Below are 20,881 nucleotides of genomic sequence, written 5' to 3' on the forward strand. Positions count from 1 at the left end.
AAAATCTCAGGCGCTTTCGGCCCAGGCGCGGATCAGCGCGTGGGCGATGGCGCCTTTCGGCGGTGTGAAGATGCCGTCCGGGTGCCTACGGTCGAGGGCGGCCAGCGCTTCGTCGCGCGAGAACCAGCGGCAGGCCTCCAGTTCGGCATCGAGGGTGATGTCCTCGTTCAGCGCTTCGCCGAAACAGCCGATCATCAGCGAATAGGGAAACGGCCACGGCTGGCTGGCGTGATAGACGACGCGGCCGAGCCGGATGCCGGCCTCCTCGAACGTCTCGCGCCGCACCGCATTCTCGATCGTCTCACCCGGCTCGATGAAGCCGGCAAGTGCCGAGAACATGCCGGGGCCGAAATGCGGCCCGCGCCCGAGCAGGCATTTGTCCTTTGTCACCGAAAGCATGATGGCGACGGGATCGGTGCGCGGGAAATGCAGGGTTTCGCAGGCCGGGCAGAAGCGCTTGTAGCCGCCGGCGCGCATCTGCGAAGGCTGGCCGCATTTGCTGCAGAAACGGTGCGAGCTGTGCCAGGCAAGCAGCGATGCCCCTTGCGCCAGCGCGCCGAGGTCGGGTGCGGCGAGCAGCCCCTGGATATAGACGGAGCGGTAATCGATCGCCTTGATGCCGTCGGGCAGCTGTTCGGGGTCGAGCCCGGCGGGCGCGGCCAGCACCGGCCCTTGCGGCGTCTCGCCAAGCAGCACGGCGTGTTGCAGCTTCGCGCCCAGCGCCGAAGCGTCTGCAACCGGGTAATAGGGCTCGAAGCCGGCGCCGTTGACCTTGAGATGGATGCGGCCGGCGCGCATCAGGAGAACACGCACCCGGGGATCGGCGAGCGCCCGTTCGACGCAATCGTCGGTGCGCTTCTCGGACTGCCGGTCGATCAGGTTGCCGGCAAAGCCGACAGACTGGCTGGGCTCGTGCAAAGGAGCGTCGAACAGCGAAAAACTCATCTATTCCTCGTGCCGGAAGGATGGGCTTACAGCGCCGCGCGGACCTGCTGGGCGAGGCGGTGCAGGTCCTCGCGCCGGTAGGGTTCGCGCATGCCATAGCCCCAGACGGGACCTGGCCAGCCCGCATCGCCTTCGCTGCGCGCGATGACATGGACATGGAGCTGGCGCACGATATTGCCAAGGGCGGCCGAATTGATCTTGGTGCAGCCGGTCATTTTCTTGAGGCCCTGCGCGACCATGTTGGTCTCGAAGGTGAGCATCGCCTGGTCGAGCGGCGTCAGGTCGTGGATTTCCTCGACGCCCGGTCGCTGCGGCACCAGCAGAAGCCAGGGCCAGCGCTTGTCGTTCATGATGCGCAGCTCGCACAAGCCAAGCCACATGACCTGCTCGCTGTCGGCCTCCAGCTTGCGGTCGAGCTCAAATCCGGCCTTCTGGCCCGGCAGCATTGGCGTTTCCCTCGATTATAGGTTGAGGCTAGAGTGCCGGCCCTTTGCCTGCAAGCGATTCATTGGCGCTTGGCGTTCGGGACTTGCAATCTCGGCCGCAATCCCCGATATGAAACGCGGGAGGTTGGTGGTGGACGATCCACTCGCCAACCGGGTCAGGTCCGGAAGGAAGCAGCCCTAACGAGCCCGGAACGGGTCATTGTTCCAGCCTCCCACCTCTTCCCATTCGCCCCGATTGCCGGCCGCGTCATTGACGGCGCCAGACGATGCGGGCGAAACTCTTTTCGAGGAATCGGCCACCGGACCTGGCCGCTGGAGCAGACGGGCGGATGAGCGAAGCCGGAAACATCGACAAGGGCAAAGCCGGCGGCGCCTACCGGGTGCTCGCCCGCAAATACCGCCCTTCCGATTTTGCCGGCCTGATCGGTCAGGAGCCGATGGTCCGCACGCTGACCAACGCCTTTTCCGCCGGGCGCATCGCGCAGGCGTGGATGCTGACCGGCGTGCGCGGTGTCGGCAAGACGACAACCGCCCGCATCCTTGCCCGCGCGCTGAACTACAAGACCGCCACCGTGAACCAGCCTTCCGTCGATCTCTCGGTGCCGGGCGAACATTGCCAGGCCATCATGGAAGGCCGCCATCCCGACGTCATCGAGATGGACGCCGCCTCGCACACCGGCATCGACGACATCCGCGACATCATCGAGCAGGTGCGCTATGCGCCGGTTTCGGCCCGCTACAAGGTCTACATCATCGACGAAGTGCACATGCTGTCGACACAGGCCTTCAACGGCCTGTTGAAGACGCTGGAAGAGCCGCCGCCGCATGTGAAGTTCATCTTCGCCACCACCGAAATCCGCAAGGTTCCGATCACCGTTTTGTCGCGCTGCCAGCGCTTCGACCTGCGCCGCATCGACGCTGCGGTGATCAAGGGCGACCTCGCCCGCATCGCCGGGCTGGAGGGCATCGATGTCGAGGACGAGGCGCTGGCGATGATCGCGCGCGCCGCCGAAGGCTCGATGCGCGACGCCCAGTCGATCTTCGACCAGTCGATCGCCCATGGCGCCGGCACGGTGACCGCCGAGGCGGTGCGCTCCATGCTGGGTCTTGCCGACCGCGCCCGCATCATCGACCTGTTCGAGAACCTGATGAAGGGCGAGGTCGGGGCCGCACTCGACGAATTCCGCGCGCAATACGACACCGGCGCCGACCCGGCGACCGTGCTCACCGACCTTGCCGAATTCAACCATCTGGTGACCAGGCTGCGTTTCGTGCCGTCGGCCGCCGACGATGCGTCGCTGTCGGAAGACGAACGCCGGCGCGGGCTGGAGTTCGCCCGGTCGCTGCCGGTAAGGGTGCTGTCGCGCACCTGGCAGATGCTGTTGAAGGGTATTCCCGAGGTGCAGGCGTCGAACCGCCCGGTCAGCGCCGGCGAGATGGTGCTGATTCGCATCGCGCACGCCGCCGACTTGCCGACGCTGGACGAAGCGCTGAAAACGCTCGACCAGGCCGGCAACGCACCGACACAGCGGCCTTCGCTGCGCGCGCCTACAGTTCCCGCGGGTGGCGGGGGCAATGGCGTCAGCGCCACGGCGCAGACGCGGATCGCGGCAGGCGCCGGCGGCAGCTTCCAGACGATGCGGTTGGTCGAGACGCAGCCCGCCGTCGAGCCGGTCGCGCCACCGCAGCCCGAGCCCGTCACTGATGCGCCCGCCGTTTCGATCCGATCGCTGGCCGATATCGCCGCCCTTGCCGACCAGAACCGCGACATGGCGTTCAAGGTGCTGATCAAGCGCTGCGTTCGGCCGGTCAAGATCGAGAATGGCCGCATCGACGTCAGCCTCACGGCGGAGGCGCCGAAGACGCTCATCAGCGACCTCAACGCCAATTTGCAGAAATGGACGGGACGGCGCTGGATCGTTTCGGTTTCGCGCGAGGAAGGCGGCCAGACGCTTTCCGAGATGGAGACCAGCCGCCGCGAGACGGCCTTCAGCGACGCCCGCGCCGACCCGACGGTGGCGGCGATCCTCGCGCGCTTTCCCGGCGCCAAAATCATCGACGTGCGCATTCCCGACGCGCCGGAAGCTGCCGAGGACGACCAGCAGGCGCCGGTCGATCCGGCTGCCGACGACGAAGACGAAAACTGATTTTGTTCCTGGTATAGGAGACGACGATGAAGGATCTGCTCGGCCTGATGGGCAAGGCGAAGGAGATGCAGGCCAAGTTTCAGGCCATGCAGGATGAGATCGCCACGCTCGAGGCGACCGGGCAGGCCGGTGGCGGCCTGGTGCAGGTGACGCTGACCGGCAAGTTCGAGATGAAGTCACTGAAGATCGACCCATCGCTGTTCAAGGAAGACGAGGTCGAAATCCTCGAGGACCTGCTGCTGGCCGCCCACAACGACGCCAAGGCCAAGGTCGAGACGGTGATGCAGGAAAAGACCAAGGCGCTGACCGCCGGCCTGCCGATCCCGCCGGGCATGAAGCTGCCGTTCTAACGGAACAGGCAGTAGCAAAGAGCCGAGGTCCTTTCCGACTTCGAGCCATGCGTGACGGGGCAGCCGAAAAAGCGGTTTGCTCAGGCTCTGATGCCGGGCTTTATTCACTGCCTACTGCCCTAAAACCACCACCCCGATCCCGAGGCCCTCGAAAGAATCCATCGCCATCAGCGCGGCGGGGGCTTCGTCGAGGCTGAGACGTTTGCCGACGAGTTTTTCGGGCGCGAGCTTGCCGGCAGCGATCATGTCCATCATGGCGCTGTAGCGGAACGCCTGCATGCCGTGGCTGCCGAGGATTTCCAGCTCGTAGGCGATCACCCGGTCCATCGGAATTTTCGGATGGCTGTGGTCGCCCACCATCAGCCCGACCTGCACATGGCGGCCGCGCCGGCGCAGATTGGCGATGGAATTGAAGCATGTCGCGGGATGGCCGAGCGCATCGATGGAGACATGCGCGCCGCCCTTGGTGATTTCCCGGACAGCCCCGACCACATCCTGCCGGCTCGATGCATTGACGGTGGCGACCGCGCCGATCTGCCTGGCGAAATCGAGCTTGTCGTCGGCGATGTCGACGGCAATCACATTGGCGCCCATTGCCGAGGCGATCATCACCGCCGAAAGCCCGACGCCGCCGCAGCCGTGAACGGCGACCCATTCTCCCGGCCGCACGCGGCCCTGATCGACGATTGCCCGAAACGAGGTGACGAAACGGCAGCCGAGACTGGCGGCGGTAACGAAATCGAGCGTTTCCGGCAGCCGAACCAGATTGGTGTCGGCGAAGTCGACCGCGACATATTCGGCGAAGGAACCCCAGGCGGTGAAGCCGGGCTGGAACTGGTTCTCGCAGACCTGATGGTTGCCGGAATTGCATTCGTCACAATGGCCGCAGCCGCCGACGAACGGCACCGTGACGCGGTCGCCCTCACGCCAGCGTGTCACCCGGTTGCCGACCGCTTGCACGGTGCCTGCAAGCTCGTGCCCGGGCACATGCGGAAGCCTTATGTCCGGGTCGTGCCCCATCCAGCCGTGCCAGTCGCTGCGGCAAAGGCCGGTGGCTTCCACCTTGATGACGACGCCGCCCGGCGACGGGGTGGGATCAGTGACGTTCCGCAGGCTCGGCGGCTGGCGAAACTCTTCGAAGAGGACGGCTTTCACGGCGGTTCCCGGAATGATGGCAGGGCGGCGGGCCGGTGAGCGGCCCGCTGATTGCCATAGCACGTTTTGCCCGGCCAGCGACCTCCGCTGTTTGTGCCAGAAAATCCGCCCCTTGCCGATCTCAGGCGCCGGCCACGGCGCCTTTGGACGGCTGCCTTTCGCTCTCCAGCAACCGATCCAGTTGCGAGAAGCTCGCCTCGACGCCATCGGCCATGCCGGTGGCCAGCGCGCCGTCGCGCGCCTCTCGCGACACGTAAAGAACGGTCTGCGTCAACAGCGTGCGGCCGGCCTGTTCGGTGAGGACGACGGTGTCGATTGCCTCGCCACCGGTCCAGTCCTCGTCGAAGAGTTCGGTGGCGACGATGCGCTCCGGACGGACGATCTCACGGTAGACGCCGCTCATGCCCATCGAGCGGCCGTCGTCATGCACCCAGATGTAGCGCAGCGCGCCGCCGACCGTGAGGTCGATCTGGCATACCGCCAGCTTCCAGCCCTCCGGACCGTGCAGCCAGCGCTTCAGCAGCGCGGGAACCGTCCATGCATCGAAGACAAGGTCGCGCGGCGCCTGGAAGTGCCGCATCATCCTGATCTCACGGTCGCTGGGTGTGGTGACTTCGACTGTGACGAAGCTGTTCATCGGGGCCTCCCTGGCATCGTGTTGCGCGGGACCGGCCTCCGGGCCGTTCCCGCCATCCCATCCGGTTATCCCGCATACGCCTCGCGCAGCGTGGGGATATCGATCTTGGTCATCTTCATCATCGCCTGCATGACGCGGCCGGCCTTTTCGGCATCCGGGTCGCTCATCAGGTCCAGGAGGACGGACGGCGTGATCTGCCAGGAGAGGCCGAACTTGTCCTTCAGCCAGCCGCATTGGCCCTTCGAGCCGCCTTCGGAGAGTTTTTCCCAGTAGAAATCGACCTCGTCCTGGTCCTTGCAGTCGACCACGAAGGAGGTCGCTTCGGTGAACTTGAAGTGCGGGCCGCCATTGAGAGCGGTGAATTCGATCCCTTCGAGTTCGAACGAAGCGGTGAGCACGCTGCCGCCATTGCGCATCGTCTTGCCCTTCTTCGCGTTCTTGAAGACCGAGGTGTAGAAATCGACGGCCTCTTCGGCCTGGGTGTCGAACCAGAGGAACGGCGTAATCTTTTGCATGATTGTCTCCGTTGGTAATCAAAGTTGATATTGCTGTCTTTTTTCGCCCTGCCGACCGAGGACGAACCGTCGATCGGCGATCCGACAGCGGCTCTACCTTTTTTTGCCGGGGGCGGATTTGGAGGGTGGCGTGACGCGCTGAAGCTCGTCCAGCAGCGCGTCGAGGCGCAGGAAATTGCCCTCCCAGATCGCCCGGTAGCGCTCCAGCCATTCATTGGCTTCGGCGAGCGGTTTGGCCTCCAGACGGCACGGCCTGCGTTGCGCGTCACGCCCCCTGGAGATCAGCCCGGCGCCTTCCAAAACCTTCAAATGCTTGGAAATCGAGGGCTGGCTCATGGCGAAGGGTTCGGCGAGTTCCATGACCGTCGCCTCTCCATCGATCAGCCGGGCGAGGATCGCCCTCCGGGTCGGATCGGCAAGTGCGGCGAAGGTCTGGTCGAGGCGTCGGGGGTCCAAGTTTATAACTCCAAGGCTATATAGCTATATGGCTATATATGGGGACGAACGGCGCGTCAAGCGCTGTGCATCGCACCGGTTTTGGAGCGCGCTGCGCCGCGAATCTGAGGGGGTAAAGTTTGGTAAACACATTCTATCTAGACTGGCACAGGGATGGACCCGGCCTTCTTTTTGCCCGAAAGTGTCCCATTCTCGCCGCAACTGAAACTGCTCCCGGAGAGATGATGAGGCTTGTTTCGTGACCGCCGGGAGATGGAAAGCGCCGCTCGTGCTCGGCGTCGTCGTGTCCCCGATCTTGCTCGCCGGCTGCTCACAGAGTACCGGCAAAATGACGGAAGCGATTTCGGTTTCCCCTGTTGCCGCAAAGCCTTACGCAGCATCAGCGCGTGACAGGGAATGCCTGGCGCGGGCGATGTTCTTCGAATCCAACCGCTCCAGCCGCGACGGGCTTGTCGCTGTCGGTTCGGTGGTGATGAACCGCCTGAAATCGGGCAAATATGGCAACACCGTGTGCGATGTCGTCGGCGCCAAGGGCCAGTTCGCACCGGGCGTGATGACCCGCAAGATGAATTCGAAGGCGCTGCCCGACGTGACGGCCGCCGCCGATGCGGTGATCAAGGGCGAGCGTCACCCGAAGGTGAAGGAAGAGGTCATGTTCTTCCACACCGCCGGCCTGAAATTCCCCTACAAGAACATGCACTACGTCGTGGTTGCCGGCGGCAACTCGTTCTACGAGAAGCGCAGCCGCCGCAGGGCGCCGGAACCGGCGGCGCCGGAAACCGCTCAGACGATGATCGCATCGGCCGAGCCCGCCACCCAGCAAACCGTGCTGGCCTCGGCCGAACAGACAATGCTGCCCCAGACGGTGCCGCTGCCGCAGGCAGCACCCGCTCCGCAGCCGCAAATGATAGCCATGGCCGCATCTGCGCCGGCGCCGAAGGGCGCCCGTCTTGCCCGCGCCCCGATGCGGGCGACATTGCCGGCCGATTACGAGCCGGCGGAAATGCCCGCGCCGCAGCAGGCGATGATGTCATTCGACGCAAGCCCGCAGGCCGCTGACGCCATCGGCGCGATGATCCTGAACCAGGACCGGCCGCCCGAATAGCGGCTGGTGGCGGCACCGGTTCAATCTGAACGCATCCCCTGAGGTGTGTTGAGATTCAGGTCAGGCCGAGCCGAGAATGGTGGATTTCGAGAACCGGAGCGCAGCGTACATTTGGGTACGTGAGCACCGGAAGCGGAGAAAGCCGCCATTCGCAGGCCGGCATCACCTGAATATCAGTACACCTAGTCGGCGACCTTCCATTCCTCGCGGGAATCACTCGCGGGATAGACGCCGAGAATGCGCACCTCCCTGGAGAAGAAGCGCAGTTCCTCCAGCGCATGCTTGACGCCCGCATCGTCCGGGTGGCCCTCGATGTCGGCATAAAACAGCGTCGCCGTGAACGCGCCGAGCTGATAGCTCTCCAGCTTGGTCATGTTGACGCTGTTGGTGGCGAAGCCGCCCATCGCCTTGTAGAGCGCGGCCGGCACGTTGCGGACGCGGAAGATGAACGTCGTCATCATCTTGGTGTCGGCGTTCGGGCGGTCCACCCATTGCTTGTTCTTGGTCAGCACGACGAACCGGGTGACGTTGCTGTCGGTGTCCTCGACATTCTCTTCCAGCACGTCGAGACCGTAGAGCGAGGCGGCAAGGCGCGGCGCAAGTGCGGCCATCGACCTGTCCCCGACCTTGGCGACGAGCTTGGCAGCACCTGCGGTATCGCCGGCGACCATCGGCTTCCAGCCGTTCTTGCGGATATATTTCCGGCACTGTCCCAGCGCGTGGATGTGGCTGTGGATCGTCTTGATCTCGCGCCTCTCGACGCCCGGCAGCACCATCAGGTGAAAATGGATCGGCAGGAAATATTCGCCGCTGATGTGCAGCTTCGATTCCGGCAGCAGGTGGTGAATGTCGGCGACGCGGCCCGCGATGGTGTTTTCGATCGGGATCATCGCAAGATCGGCCTTACCGGTCTCCACCGCGTTGAAGGCGTCCTCGAACGTCGCGCAAGGCAGCGGCTCCATGTCGGGAAACATGTTGCGGCAGGCGGTGTCGGAGTTGGCGCCGGGTTCGCCCTGGTAGGAAATCCGGTTGGTGTTTGCTGCCATTTTTGGGCCTTCACTTAGAGACTGTTTTGAAACAGGTCAGGGCGTGGTGAAAATGGTGATTTCGAGAACCGGAGCGCAGCGTACATTTGGGGTACGTGAGCACCAGAAGCGCAGAAATTGCCATTTGCAGCCCGCCATCACCTGTTTCAAAACGGGCTCTCACTTCGAAAGTAATTCGCGGGCACGGTCGAGGTCTTCCGGCGTGTCGACACCGAGCGGCACCGTGGCCACGATTTCGGCATCGATGCGCATGCCGGCCTCCAGCGCCCGCAGCTGTTCCAGTCGCTCGCGTTTTTCGAGCGGCGAGGGCTTCAGCGACACAAAGCGGTCGAGTGCGGCCCGCCGATAGGCGTAGAGCCCGATATGATGATAGAGCGGACCATCCCCCCAGGGCGCCGTGGCGCGGGTGAAATAGAGCGCCCGCAGCCGCTTCTCCGTCAGCGCCGAGCCGACGATCTTCACCACGTTGGGGTTGGTTTTTTCGTCCTCGCGGACAATTTCAACGCCAAGCGTCGCGATATCCACTTCCGGCTTGTCCAGCGGCCGCAGCGCGGCCTGGATGGTTGCCGGGTCGATCGTCGGCAGGTCGCCCTGCACATTGACCACGATCTCCACCTTGCCGGCCGGGTCGAGCGCCGTCAGCGCCTCGAAAATGCGGTCCGAGCCCGATTCGTGGTCGGCGCGCGTCATCACCGCCTCGAACCCGTTGGCGCGTACCGCCTGCGCCACCGCGTCGGTGTCGGTCGCCACCACGACGCGGCCGAGCCCGCTCTCGGTGGCGCGCGCCGCGACATGCACGATCATCGGCCGGCCGGCGATATCGGCCAGCGGCTTGCCCGGCAGCCTTGTCGAGGCCATGCGGGCGGGGATCAGAATAAGGGTCGACATCGGTGCTGGAACAGGCTGAAAATGGCGGTGTGGAAAGTGTCAAAAGGTCTCACTGGAACCGCCCTTATAGGTGTTGCAACTAAATAGCAAAAGACCTAGTTTCCGCGCGATTTGACCGGCACTGTCCGGGGATGGGACAGTGGCTGCGGTTTGGGGAAGCAAGACTTTCCCGGGCCTGCCGATAAGGGAGCCTTGGGCGTATGGACTCTTTTGAATTCAACAAGTTGATCGGTGCGCTGCTCGGCGTGGTGTTCGTCGTATTTTCGGTCAACCTGATCGGCGATGCGATATTCGCGGCTCCCGTCCCGGAGAAGCCGGGCTTCGCCATCGAGGCCGTCGAACCCGAGGCAGGCGGCGAAGCGGGTGCTGCGGCACCCGCGGCCGTGCCGATCGCCACCCTTCTGGCCAGCGCCGACGCGGCCGCCGGCCAAGCCGTGTTCAAGAAGTGCCAGGCCTGCCACACCGGCGAAAAGGGCGGCCCCAACAAGGTCGGCCCGGACCTCTGGGACATCGTCAACCGCAAGATCGGCACTCACGAGGGCTTCGCCTATTCCGGCCCGATGAAGGAATTCTCGCAGGGCGGCACCGTGGTCTGGGATTACGAGCACCTGAACCACTTCCTGGCCGCCCCGAAGGCCTACATCAAGGGTACCGCGATGGGCTTCGCCGGCGTCAAGAAGGATGATGAGCGCGCCAACCTGATCGCCTACCTGCGCACGCTTTCCGACAATCCGGCCCCGCTGCCGGCTGCGGATGCCGCACCGGCGCCGGCGTCGGCTCCCGCCGATGGAGCCGCTCCCGCGGCCCCGGCAGGCGAGGCCAAGCCAGCCGAACCGGCTCCGGCGACCGCCCACTGAGGTGAGCGTTTCGCCTAACGAAATTGTAATCGAAATGATCACGAAAAAGCCGGGTTCTGCCCGGCTTTTTTGTTAGAATCGTGCATACGAGGCGGGAAATCGGCCTGATCCGGTTTCCATGCCCGGCGAATGAATTACAGTAACGGTTCGAAACAGCAGCGAGGTTTGGATGACGGTGCGCAGGTTCTTGGGAATGACAGGTCTCGCCGCGGCCTTGATCGGGGCGGCAACCCTCACCACCCACGCCGAAGACAAATGGCGCACAACGTCCTCGCTGATCGGCGAATCCAAATACGGGGAAGACTTCAAGCACTACGATTACGTCAACCCCGACGCGCCGAAGGGGGGCACGCTGAATTCGACCGTCAGCGGCACCTTCGACAGCTTCAACCCCTACATCGTGCGCGGCAGCCCGGCTGCCGGGCTTATCGGTTTCGGCGGCGGCTATCTCTACGACACGCTGATGGAGCAGGCGACCGACGAGGGAAGCGTCAGCCATCCGCTCGTGGCCGACGCCTACAAATACCCGGACGACTATTCCTCGGCGACCTATCGGCTCGACCCGCGCGCCAAATGGCATGACGGCCAGCCGATCACGGTCGACGACATCGTCTGGTCCTTCGGCGTGCTCAAGTCCAACAGTCCGCTCTACGCGCAATATTATGCCAACGTCACGGAAGCCGTGGCGCTGAACGACCGCGAGGTCGAGTTCCGCTTCAACCAGAAGGGCAACCGCGAGCTGCCCAAGATCATCGGCGACATGGTCGTGCTGCCCAGGCACTGGTGGGAGGGCACCGACGCCTCGGGCAAGAAGCGCGACATCACCCAGCCGACGCTGGAGCCGCCGCTCGGCTCGGCCGCCTACAAGATCGAGAGTTTCAAGCCCGGGGCCGAGATCGTCTGGAGCCGGGTTCCCGACTATTGGGGCGCAAAACTCCCGGTCAAGATCGGCCGCGAGAACGTCGACCGTCGGCGTATCGTCTATTTCCAGGACGACAACGCGGCCTGGCAGGCCTTCACCAAGGGCGGGCTGGAAGACATCCAGGCCGAAAACAGCTCGCGCCGGTGGGCGACCTACTACAATTTCCCGGCCTTCACCGCCGGAGACGTCATCAAGAAGGAGTTCAAGGCTACGTCCCGGGCCGCCATGCAGGGTTTCGTCATGAACCAGCGGCGGCCGCTGTTCCAGGACCGCAAGGTGCGCGAGGCGCTGACCTATGCGTTCGACTTCGAAACCATGAACCGCACCATCTTCTTTGGCTTCAACACGCGCACCGACAGTTTCTTCGAGGGCGGGGAACTAGCTTCCCGCGGACTGCCGGAAGGCAAGGAACTGGAGATTCTCAGCGCCTACAAGGACCAGTTGCCGCCGGAGGTCTTTACCAAGGAATACAAACTGCCGGTCTACGGCACCCCGCAGGCCGAGCGCCAGTACCTGCGGCAGATCGTGCAGCTGTTCGGCGAAGCCGGCTGGAAAATCCAGGGCGGCAAGATGGTCAACGCCAAGGGTGAGCAATTCAAGCTGGAGATTCTCGGCAACAACGAAACCGACGAGGTGATCGCCAACCCCTATATCAACATGCTGAAGAAGGTCGGCATCGACGCCTCGCTGCGCATCGTCGATCCAAACCAGTATGTCCAGCGCGTCAATAACTTCGATTTCGACATGCTGACCAACGTCATGGCGCAGAGCGATTCGCCCGGCAACGAACAGCGCGATTTCTGGTCGACCAAGGCCGCCGACACGCCCGGCTCCCGCAACCTCGCCGGCATCAAGAATCCCGTCGTCGACGCGCTGATCGACAAGGTCATCTTCGCCACCGACCGGGAAGACCTGATCGCGTCGACCCGCGCCCTTGACCGCGTGCTCCTGTGGAACTTCTACGTCGTCCCGCAATATCACCGGTCGGTCGTCTGGCTCGCCTACTGGAACAAGTTCGGCATGCCCGACAAGCAGCCGGACTATATCGGCGCCGACGTCGATTCCTGGTGGATCGATGCCGAAAAGGAAAAGGCGCTCGCCGCCAAGTACAAGAGCGTCAATTGAGCCCGCGTCTGCCGCGCCGCGACTTTCTGGCGCTCGCCGGTGCGGCGGCGGCCGCACCGCTGCTGCCGGCCTTCGCAGCCAGCCCGACAGGCAAGCCACTGCACGGCCTGTCGGCCTTCGGCGACCTCAAATATGCGGCGGACTTCAAGCATTTCGACTACGTGAACCCGGACGCGCCAAAGGGCGGCACGATCAGTTTTTCCGTGCCGAGCTGGCTGTACAACCAGAGCCCGCTCACCTTCAACACGCTGAACAGCTTCACGCCGAAGGATGACGGCCCGCCGCGCATGGAGATGTGCTTCGACACGCTGTTGACAGCGGCGCTGGACGAGCCCGACGCGCTTTATGGCCGGCTGGCGGAAAGCGTCACCATCTCGGACGACCGCAACAGCTTCGAATTCAGGCTGCGCCCCGAGGCTCGCTTCCACGACGGCACCCCGGTGACGTCGGCCGACGTCGCCTTCACCTTCATGACCTACAAGGAAAAGGGTCATTACGATCTGCAATTGCCGCTGCTGGAGCTTACGTCGGCGGAAGCCGTCGACCCGCAAACGGTGCGGCTGACATTTACGGGCAAGCAGTCCGAGCGCACCATCCTGACGGTGGCGGAATTTCCGATCGTCTCGAAGGCTTTCTACACCGCCAACGATTTCAGCCAGCCAACGATGATCCCGCCGCTCGGGTCGGGGCCCTACAAGGTCGGCCGCGTGGTGGCCGGGCAGACGATCGAATACGAGCGCAATCCCGATTACTGGGCACGCGACCTCGGCTTCAGCCGCGGCCTCTACAATTTCGACCGCATCAGGATCGAATTCTACCGCGACCGGCAGGCCGGCTTCGAGGCGTTCAAGAAGGGCGACCTCACCTACCGCCAGGAGCACGTTTCCCGGACCTGGGCGACGGCTTACGATTTCCCGGCGCTGAACGACAAAAAAGTCGTCAAACGCACTTTCTCAGGCGAGAAGCGCCCCTCCTTGCAGGCGATGGCGCTCAACCAACGCCGCGAGCGCTTTCGCGACCCGCGTGTCCGGCGGGCCATTGCGCTCTGCTTCGACTTCGAATGGACCAACCGCAACCTGTTCTACGGCGTGTACACGCGCTCGCACTCGACGTTCGAACGCTCCGACTACCGCGCCGAAGGCCTGCCCTCTCCCGAAGAGCTTGCAATCCTCGATCCCTTGCGCGGCAAGATACCCGACGAAGCGTTCGGCGAGGCCGTCCTGCAGCCCTCGTCGGATGGCTCCGGGCGTGACCGAAAATTGCTGGGCACCGCGTCGAGGCTGCTTGCCGAAGCGGGATGGAAACGCAACGGCAACATGCTGCAGAACGACAAGGGCGAGAAACTATCGCTGGAAATCCTGGCCGATGACGACAGCCTGGTGCGGATCTTCAGCCCGTTTGTCGAAAACATGCGCGTCATCGGCATCGACGCCACCATCCGCCAGGTCGATTCCGCCCAGTACAATCTGCGGCAGAACGAGTTCGACTACGACCTGATCTCGGCTGCGTTCTCCTTCGAGGCGACGCCGACCCGTGACACGATGGAGCTCTTCTTCCATTCACGCGCAGCGGCGAGCCCCAGCGCCCGCAACTATCCCGGCGTCCGCGACGCGGGCGTCGACGCGCTGGTCGAGGCGGTGGGGCTGGCAAAGGACCGCCCGGCACTGGTCGCGGCCATGCGGGCGCTCGATCGGGTCTTGCGCGCACGCATGGACTGGATTCCAAATTGGCATTCCGCGAATCATTTGGTGGCCTTCTGGGACATGTTCGGATTCAAGGAACCCAAGCCCGATTACGGTTTCCCCGTCGAGGCGCTGTGGTGGTTCGACAAAGACAAGGCGAAGGCGATTGGCAAGGGTTGACAGTTGGCGCAGGGTTTTACCCTCCCCCTTGTGGGGAGGGTCGACGAACGGGACAAGCGAAGCGCATCCCGTGAGACGGGGTGGGGGTTGCGGCCCTCTGCCCGCCTCGCCACCCCCACCCCGCTCCGCTGCGCGGATCGACCCTCCCCACAAGGGGGAGGGTAAAACCTGATGGGCGCCTATATCCTCCGCCGCATCCTTCTGATGATCCCGACGCTGTTCGGCATCATGGCGGTGTCCTTCGCGGTCATCCAGTTCGCGCCGGGCGGCCCGGTCGAGCAGGTCATCGCCAAGCTGCAGAACCCTGGAGGCGGCGGCGACGCGCTTTCCGGCGGCGGTGGCGACGCCGGCGGTGGCGGTAATTTCGACGCCGGCGGCGAATCCTCGCGCTACCGCGGCGCGCAGGGCCTCGATCCCGAGTTCATCGCCAAGCTGGAAAAGCAGTTCGGCTTCGACAAGCCGCCGCTCGAGCGCTTTTTCGGCATGCTCTGGAATTATGTCCGCTTCGATTTCGGCGAGAGTTTTTTCCGCAAGATCTCCGTCCTCGACCTGATCCTCGAAAAGATGCCGGTGTCGATCTCGATCGGCCTGTGGATCACGCTGCTCTCCTACCTGATCTCGATCCCGCTCGGCATCCGCAAGGCCGTCAGCGACGGCTCCACATTCGACGTGTGGACCAGCGGCGTCGTGATCGTCGGCTATGCCATCCCCGGCTTCCTGTTCGCCATCATGCTGATGGTGCTGTTCGCGGGCGGCTCCTTCTACGACTGGTTCCCGCTGCGCGGCCTTGTCTCGGAAAACTTCTCGGACCTTCCCTGGTACGAGAAGATCGTCGACTATTTCTGGCACCTGACGCTGCCGCTGGCCGCGATGGTGCTGTCGGCCTTCGCCACCACTACCCTCCTCACCAAGAACTCCTTTCTCGACGAGATCCGCAAGCAGTATGTGGTTACCGCGCGCGCCAAGGGCCTTTCGGAGCGGCGCGTGCTTTATGGCCACGTCTTCCGCAACGCCATGCTCATCGTGATTGCTGGCTTCCCCGGCGCTTTCATTTCCGCCTTCTTCACCGGCTCGCTGCTGATCGAAAACATCTTCTCGCTCGATGGCCTTGGCCTGCTCGGCTACAAATCCATCCTCGATCGCGACTATCCCGTGGTCTTCGCGACGCTCTACATCTTCTCGCTGATGGGACTGTTCGTCACCCTCATCTCCGACCTCATCTATACCTGGATCGATCCGCGCATCGATTTCGAGCGGAGAGACGTCTGATGCCCATCCAGAGAGCGTCAGCGGTCGACACCGCAGGCAACGAAGCGCGGCGGCCATGGCTGTCGCCGATCAACCAGCGTCGCTGGCAGAACTTCAAGGCAAACCGGCGCGGCTACTGGTCGTTATGGATTTTCCTCGTCCTGTTCGTGCTGTCGCTCGGCTCCGAACTGATCGCCAACGACAGGCCGCTGCTGATCCGCTTCAAGGGCCAGTTCTATTCCCCCATCGTTACCGATTACGACGAGGCGACGTTCCTCGGCGACGAAGGTTTCCTGCCGGTAGCAGACTACCGCATGCCCATCGTCCAGGACGCCATCGCCGCCAACGGCTGGCTGGTCTGGCCGCCGATCCGCTATTCCTACCGCACCACCAACAATGAGATACCCGACGCCGCGCCCGCCAAGCCGTCCTGGCTCTACGACAAGGCGAAGCGCTGCGAGCGCTATCCCCTGGGCATCGACGATCCCAACTGCACCGTCGGCAACTGGAACTGGCTCGGCACCGACGACCAGGCACGCGACGTGCTCGCCCGCGTCATCTACGGCTTCCGCATCTCGGTCCTGTTCGGGCTGATCCTGACGCTCGCCTCCACGGTGATCGGCGTCGCCGCAGGCGCCGTGCAAGGCTATTTCGGCGGCTGGACCGACCTCCTGTTCCAGCGCTTCATCGAGATCTGGTCCGCAATCCCGGTGCTCTACCTGATCCTGATCATTTCCGCCGTGCTGCCGCCGGGCTTCTTCATCCTGCTCGGCATCATGCTGGCTTTTTCCTGGGTCGCGCTGGTCGGCGTGGTGCGGGCGGAGTTCCTGCGCGCCCGCAACTTCGAATATGTGAACGCGGCGCGCGCGCTGGGTGTGCCCAACCGCACCATCATGCTGCGCCACCTCTTGCCCAACGCCATGGTGGCGACGCTCACCTTCCTGCCGTTCATCCTCAACGGCTCGATCTCGACGCTGACTGCGCTGGATTTCCTTGGCTTCGGCCTGCCGCCCGGTTCCGCCTCGCTCGGCGAACTCCTGAAGCAGGGCCAGCGCAACCTCAACGCCCCGTGGCTGGCCATGACCGGCTTCTTCACCCTGTCGATCATGCTTTCGCTGCTGATCTTCATCGGCGAAGCCACCCGCGACGCCTTCGACCCGCGCAAGACGTTCAAATGAGCGATACTCCCCTCCTCTCGGTCCGTGATCTTTCCGTTGCCTTCGAACAGGGCGGCAAGACGTCGATGGCCGTCGACCATATCTCCTTCGACATCGCCAAGGGCGAGACGGTGGCGCTGGTCGGCGAGTCCGGTTCAGGCAAATCGGTGTCGGCGCTGTCGGTGCTGAAGCTTTTGCCCTACCCGCCGGCCAGCCATCCGTCCGGCCAGATCCTGTTCGGGGGCAGCGACCTCATCGCCAAAAGCGAGAAGCAGCTGCGCCAGGTGCGCGGCAACAAGATCACCATGATCTTCCAGGAGCCGATGACCTCGCTCAACCCGCTGCACACGATCAAGCGGCAGGTCGGCGAGATCCTCAAGCTGCACCAGGGCTTGCGCGACGCCGCCGCCCGCAAGCGCACGCTGGAACTCCTGCACGAAGTCGGCATCCGCGAGCCGGAAAAGCGCCTGCAGGCCTATCCGCACCAGCTTTCCGGCGGCCAGCGCCAGCGCGTCATGATCGCCATGGCGCTCGCCAACGAGCCGGAGCTTCTGATCGCCGACGAGCCGACCACCGCGCTCGATGTCACCGTGCAGGCGCAGATCCTCGAATTGCTGGCGCGTCTCAAGGAAAAGAACGGCATGTCGATGCTGTTCATCACCCACGACCTCGGCATCGTCCGCAAGATCGCCGACCGCGTCTGCGTGATGACCAGGGGCAAGATCGTCGAGACCGGTCCGACCAGGGAAATCTTCGCCAATCCGCAGCACGAATACACCCGCCACCTGCTTGCCGCCGAGCCGAAGGGCAAGCCGCCCAAGGCCGACCTGTCGGCCGAGACCGTCATGCAGGGCGAGGACATAAAAGTCTGGTTCCCGATCAAGCAGGGATTCTTCCGCACCACCGTCGACCATGTGAAGGCGGTCGACGGGATCGACGTCACCGTGCGCGCCGGCCAGACGCTCGGCGTCGTCGGCGAATCCGGCTCCGGCAAGACGACGCTCGGCCTCGCCCTGTCGCGCATGATCTCGTCTGAAGGGAAAATCCATTTCAACGGCCGCGACATCGACCGCCTGTCCTTCAACGACATGCGACCGCTGCGGCGCGAATTGCAGATCGTCTTCCAGGACCCGTTCGGATCGCTCAGCCCGCGCATGTCGGTGGCCGAAATCATTGCCGAAGGCCTCGGCATCCACGAACCCAAGCTAACTGCGCGCGAGCGCGACAAGCGCGTCATCGATGTGCTGCACGAGGTCGGCCTCGACGCCGAAACCCGCCACCGTTATCCGCATGAATTCTCCGGCGGCCAGCGCCAGCGCATCGCGATTGCCCGCGCCATGGTGCTCAACCCGCGCTTCGTGATGCTGGACGAGCCGACCTCCGCACTCGACATGAGCGTCCAGGCGCAGGTCGTCGACCTCTTGCGCAACCTGCAGGCCAAGCACAACCTCGCCTACCTGTTCATCAGCCATGACCTGAAGGTCGTGCGGGCGCTCGCCAACGATGTCATCGTCATGCGCAACGGCAGGATCGTCGAATACGGCCCGTCGGAGCAGATTTTCGAACGGCCGCAGAGCGACTATACCAAGGCCCTGCTGTCGGCCGCCTTCCGCATCGAAACGGCGCCGGCCGACGTCGTCAGCCAGTAGAGCGGAGTGCATGGTGAGCCGGGCGTTCCGCTCTATCTGTTTGTTTCAACCGCATTTGTGTCACACCAGGTGATGCCACCTGGCTGCAAAATGCTCTGATCCGGAGAAACGGAATGGACAAAGGCCGTATCCTTCTGGCGGTGACCGGTTTCCATCCGCAGCGCTGGCACGAATTGCTGTCGGCCGAGCGCGAGGTTGTGCTTGAGCCCGACGGACCAAATGACCCGTCAATCACCTATGCGGTCGTATGGAAGCAGCGCCCCAACCTCCTGAGCAGCCTGCCCAATCTGCGCGCCATCTTTTCCATCGGCGCCGGCGTCGACCACCTGTTCCAGGATCCGAGCGTGCCGCAAGTGCCGATCGTGCGGGTGGTCGCCGACAATCTCTCCCGCCACATGACCGAATATGTCGTCTGGCGGGTGCTCGACCACCACCGGCAAGGCGCTCTCTACCGCGCGCAGCAGGCAAAAAAGGTCTGGCACGAGCCGCAGCAGCGTGTGGCCGGCGATATTTCCATCGGCATCATGGGTTTCGGCCAGCTTGGCCGGGCTGCGGCGCGCGCGCTGCTGGGGCTCGGCTTTTGCGTCAATGGCTGGAGCCGCCGCCCGGCCAGCGCCGACGACGTGACCACCTTTCACGGCGAAAGCGGCCTGATCCCGTTCCTTAACGCCACCGACATCCTGGTCGTGCTGTTGCCGCTGACGCCGGAGACGCAAGGCATCGTCAACTACGACCTCTTGCGCGAATTGCGCCGCCGCAACGGACTCGGCGGCTCGGTGCTCATCAATGCCGGCCGCGGCAGGCTGCAGCGCGATGCCGACATAAAACGCGCGTTGGACGACGGCACCTTGAAGGAAGCGAGCCTCGACGTCTTCGAAACCGAGCCGTTACCCAAGGCAAGCCCGCTCTGGAGCCATCCGAAGGTGTTCGTCACGCCGCACGCCGCCGCGACCTCCGATCCGGCTCATCTGGTGCAGCCGATGCTCGACCAGATGAACGCCTTCGAACGCGGCGAGCCGCTGCAGAACCTGGTCGACAGGGCCGCGGGTTATTGAAGCATTCCGGATCGGCTCATCCGCCTCCCGGGAATTGAGGGAGAAGGGAAATGGTCGCAACGCCGTATACCCCTCTTCCCGTCCCCTCACGGAGGGAGGGGCGGCCCGACCCAAGGCAGCGAGCAAAATGATGCCTCTTCAAATCCGCCGTGTCGGTCCAGGTGACGAAGCTCTCTTCGAAGATGTCGCCGCCGAAGTCTTCGACGAACCCGTCGATCCGCAGCGGCTGGCGGCCTATCTCGCGGAGCCCGGCCATCTGATGCTCGTCGCGCTCGATGACGGCCAGATCGTCGGGCAGTGTGCCGCGGTCGTCCATCGCCATCCCGACAAGGTTTCCGAACTCTATATAGACGAGGTCGGCGTTTCGCCCCGCTGGCAGCGGCAGGGCATCGCCAGGAAGATGCTCGAGGAGATGTTCGCACTCGGCAAGGCGCTGGGTTGCGGCGAAGCCTGGGTCGGCACCGAACCCGACAATGTTCCTGCACGCCGCCTCTACGAAGGCTTCGGCAGCGAGGCGGAAACCTTCGTGCTCTACGCCTACGAGTTTTAGCGCTCAGCCCTCATCCGAGCCGATACCCTCGTGGAGAAGGCATCGGAGTTGCCGGCACTCGCCTCAGGACGCCCTGAATGTCTTGTCGGCGGCGTCAATATATTTCTGAAACTGATCCCCAGGCCAATTGGGATCGATGTTCGAGGTGCGCTCCAGACATTTCCAGACGCCGTTTCGGCGTTGGAAGCGGTCGGAATAGGTCCCGGTTGAAACTGTTCCGATATGATCTGCCTTCCAGGATACGACCCACCGCCAATTGGCAGTCGCGTCGTCACCCTCACCAGCAATTTCGAACACGCCCATCGAATGGTACCACTTGTCCAGGGGAAACACGCTGTGCGCGTAGTCGAACATATCTTTCATGCCCTTGCGTCCCTCGAAGGTGCTGTCTCGGAGGTCGTGGACGTTGAACTTGCCCTCTGGCCAATACAAATCGGCATACCTCTCGGCGGATTCGCGACCCCACGGTGTATCGATGAGACGCTGGTGCAGGTTAAGCTGCTCGAATATCTCGAAGCGGTCGGTTGTCGTAAGTTCGCTGCCAGTCATGAGGAACTCCTTGTTTGATGCCGCGCCTAAGCGTCGCCTGTTGGCGTTGCTCCGCCAACAGGCGAGGAATGGCACGGTTGCCAGAGCCGCCTTGGTGCGCGCTGCTGACAAAATCCGCGCTGCGCTGAACGCAGATTTGTATAGCGGTTTGCGGTCATGAAACCGCTCCCATGTCATTCCAACGGGAGAGACTTAACGCGTTGCCATTTGCTCATTA

Annotated in this window: 20 protein-coding genes and 1 other RNA gene; 12 read left to right on the forward strand and 9 right to left on the reverse strand. The window is 63.6% G+C overall.

Features of this window, described 5'->3' with window-relative positions; translation table 11 throughout:
* Positions 1-6: 6 nt before the first annotated feature.
* Together nudC and F3H98_RS04355 are read right to left on the reverse strand one after the other, a co-directional pair.
* Entirely contained in the window at positions 7-945 is a 939-nt protein-coding gene (gene nudC, locus F3H98_RS04350; RefSeq protein ID WP_149758697.1) for an NAD(+) diphosphatase, read from the reverse strand.
* Between the two features lie 26 nt (positions 946-971).
* Positions 972-1,391, reverse strand: coding sequence for an HIT domain-containing protein (locus F3H98_RS04355; RefSeq protein WP_149758699.1), 420 nt, complete (start codon positions 1,389-1,391; stop codon positions 972-974).
* A 119-nt stretch (positions 1,392-1,510) separates the two neighbouring features.
* Here F3H98_RS04355 and ffs point away from each other — a divergent pair.
* The 3 genes from ffs to F3H98_RS04370 all read left to right on the forward strand — a co-directional run bounded on the left by ffs (position 1,511) and on the right by F3H98_RS04370 (position 3,888).
* Positions 1,511-1,607, forward strand: an RNA gene (ffs, locus tag F3H98_RS04360) — signal recognition particle sRNA small type.
* A gap of 113 nt (positions 1,608-1,720) precedes the next feature.
* Positions 1,721-3,538, forward strand: coding sequence for a DNA polymerase III subunit gamma/tau (locus tag F3H98_RS04365; protein ID WP_149758701.1), 1,818 nt, complete (start codon positions 1,721-1,723; stop codon positions 3,536-3,538).
* A 26-nt stretch (positions 3,539-3,564) separates the two neighbouring features.
* Positions 3,565-3,888 carry a YbaB/EbfC family nucleoid-associated protein gene (locus tag F3H98_RS04370; RefSeq protein ID WP_149758703.1) on the forward strand — a complete coding sequence of 108 codons (324 nt, stop codon included), beginning with the start codon at positions 3,565-3,567 and terminating at the stop codon, positions 3,886-3,888.
* Positions 3,889-3,999: 111 nt separating this feature from the next.
* Here F3H98_RS04370 and F3H98_RS04375 read toward each other — a convergent pair whose 3' ends face one another.
* The 4 genes from F3H98_RS04375 to F3H98_RS04390 form a co-directional block, all read right to left on the reverse strand.
* Entirely contained in the window at positions 4,000-5,043 is a 1,044-nt protein-coding gene (locus F3H98_RS04375; RefSeq protein WP_149758705.1) for a zinc-dependent alcohol dehydrogenase family protein, read from the reverse strand.
* Between the two features lie 121 nt (positions 5,044-5,164).
* Positions 5,165-5,680 carry an SRPBCC family protein gene (locus tag F3H98_RS04380; RefSeq protein WP_149758707.1) on the reverse strand — a complete coding sequence of 172 codons (516 nt, stop codon included), beginning with the start codon at positions 5,678-5,680 and terminating at the stop codon, positions 5,165-5,167.
* Positions 5,681-5,745: 65 nt separating this feature from the next.
* On the reverse strand, positions 5,746-6,195 hold the full coding sequence (locus F3H98_RS04385; RefSeq protein ID WP_149758709.1) for a VOC family protein: 450 nt from the start codon (positions 6,193-6,195) through the stop codon (positions 5,746-5,748).
* A 93-nt stretch (positions 6,196-6,288) separates the two neighbouring features.
* Entirely contained in the window at positions 6,289-6,651 is a 363-nt protein-coding gene (locus F3H98_RS04390) for an ArsR/SmtB family transcription factor (RefSeq protein ID WP_149758711.1), read from the reverse strand.
* A 238-nt stretch (positions 6,652-6,889) separates the two neighbouring features.
* Between F3H98_RS04390 and F3H98_RS04395 the strand changes: the two genes are divergently transcribed.
* Positions 6,890-7,756 carry a cell wall hydrolase gene (locus F3H98_RS04395; RefSeq protein WP_149758713.1) on the forward strand — a complete coding sequence of 289 codons (867 nt, stop codon included), beginning with the start codon at positions 6,890-6,892 and terminating at the stop codon, positions 7,754-7,756.
* Positions 7,757-7,938: 182 nt separating this feature from the next.
* On the opposite strand, the gene F3H98_RS04400 is transcribed toward F3H98_RS04395, so the two are convergent.
* Together F3H98_RS04400 and F3H98_RS04405 are read right to left on the reverse strand one after the other, a co-directional pair.
* Entirely contained in the window at positions 7,939-8,802 is an 864-nt protein-coding gene (locus F3H98_RS04400; RefSeq protein WP_149758715.1) for a prephenate dehydratase, read from the reverse strand.
* Between the two features lie 159 nt (positions 8,803-8,961).
* The gene (locus F3H98_RS04405) at positions 8,962-9,690 is read right to left on the reverse strand and encodes a 3-deoxy-manno-octulosonate cytidylyltransferase (protein ID WP_149758717.1); all 729 of its coding nucleotides are present in this window, start codon (positions 9,688-9,690) and stop codon (positions 8,962-8,964) included.
* 200 nt (positions 9,691-9,890) lie between these two features.
* Between F3H98_RS04405 and F3H98_RS04410 the strand changes: the two genes are divergently transcribed.
* From F3H98_RS04410 to F3H98_RS04445, 8 genes are all read left to right on the forward strand, one after another.
* Positions 9,891-10,547 carry a c-type cytochrome gene (locus F3H98_RS04410; RefSeq protein ID WP_149758719.1) on the forward strand — a complete coding sequence of 219 codons (657 nt, stop codon included), beginning with the start codon at positions 9,891-9,893 and terminating at the stop codon, positions 10,545-10,547.
* Between the two features lie 169 nt (positions 10,548-10,716).
* Entirely contained in the window at positions 10,717-12,594 is a 1,878-nt protein-coding gene (locus tag F3H98_RS04415; RefSeq protein ID WP_149758721.1) for an extracellular solute-binding protein, read from the forward strand.
* The gene (locus F3H98_RS04420; RefSeq protein ID WP_149758723.1) at positions 12,591-14,456 is read left to right on the forward strand and encodes an extracellular solute-binding protein; all 1,866 of its coding nucleotides are present in this window, start codon (positions 12,591-12,593) and stop codon (positions 14,454-14,456) included. The genes F3H98_RS04415 and F3H98_RS04420 overlap by 4 nt, the downstream gene beginning before the upstream one ends.
* A 171-nt stretch (positions 14,457-14,627) precedes the next feature.
* Positions 14,628-15,725, forward strand: coding sequence for a microcin C ABC transporter permease YejB (locus tag F3H98_RS04425; protein ID WP_149758725.1), 1,098 nt, complete (start codon positions 14,628-14,630; stop codon positions 15,723-15,725).
* The gene (locus tag F3H98_RS04430; protein ID WP_149758728.1) at positions 15,725-16,882 is read left to right on the forward strand and encodes an ABC transporter permease; all 1,158 of its coding nucleotides are present in this window, start codon (positions 15,725-15,727) and stop codon (positions 16,880-16,882) included. The genes F3H98_RS04425 and F3H98_RS04430 overlap by 1 nt, the downstream gene beginning before the upstream one ends.
* Complete coding sequence (locus tag F3H98_RS04435) at positions 16,879-18,510, forward strand: ABC transporter ATP-binding protein (RefSeq protein ID WP_149758730.1); 1,632 nt, start codon at positions 16,879-16,881, stop codon at positions 18,508-18,510. Before F3H98_RS04430 ends, F3H98_RS04435 begins: the two co-directional genes overlap by 4 nt.
* 113 nt (positions 18,511-18,623) lie before the next feature.
* On the forward strand, positions 18,624-19,565 hold the full coding sequence (locus F3H98_RS04440; protein ID WP_149758732.1) for a 2-hydroxyacid dehydrogenase: 942 nt from the start codon (positions 18,624-18,626) through the stop codon (positions 19,563-19,565).
* Between the two features lie 127 nt (positions 19,566-19,692).
* Positions 19,693-20,115, forward strand: a complete 423-nt coding sequence (locus F3H98_RS04445) for a GNAT family N-acetyltransferase (RefSeq protein ID WP_342211600.1) — start codon at positions 19,693-19,695, stop codon at positions 20,113-20,115.
* Between the two features lie 63 nt (positions 20,116-20,178).
* Here F3H98_RS04445 and F3H98_RS04450 read toward each other — a convergent pair whose 3' ends face one another.
* Entirely contained in the window at positions 20,179-20,664 is a 486-nt protein-coding gene (locus F3H98_RS04450; RefSeq protein WP_188130326.1) for a nuclear transport factor 2 family protein, read from the reverse strand.
* Between the last annotated feature and the right edge of the window lie 217 nt (positions 20,665-20,881).

The organism is Neomesorhizobium albiziae (assembly GCF_900114255.1).
Classification (GTDB): Bacteria; Pseudomonadota; Alphaproteobacteria; order Rhizobiales; family Rhizobiaceae; genus Neomesorhizobium; species Neomesorhizobium albiziae.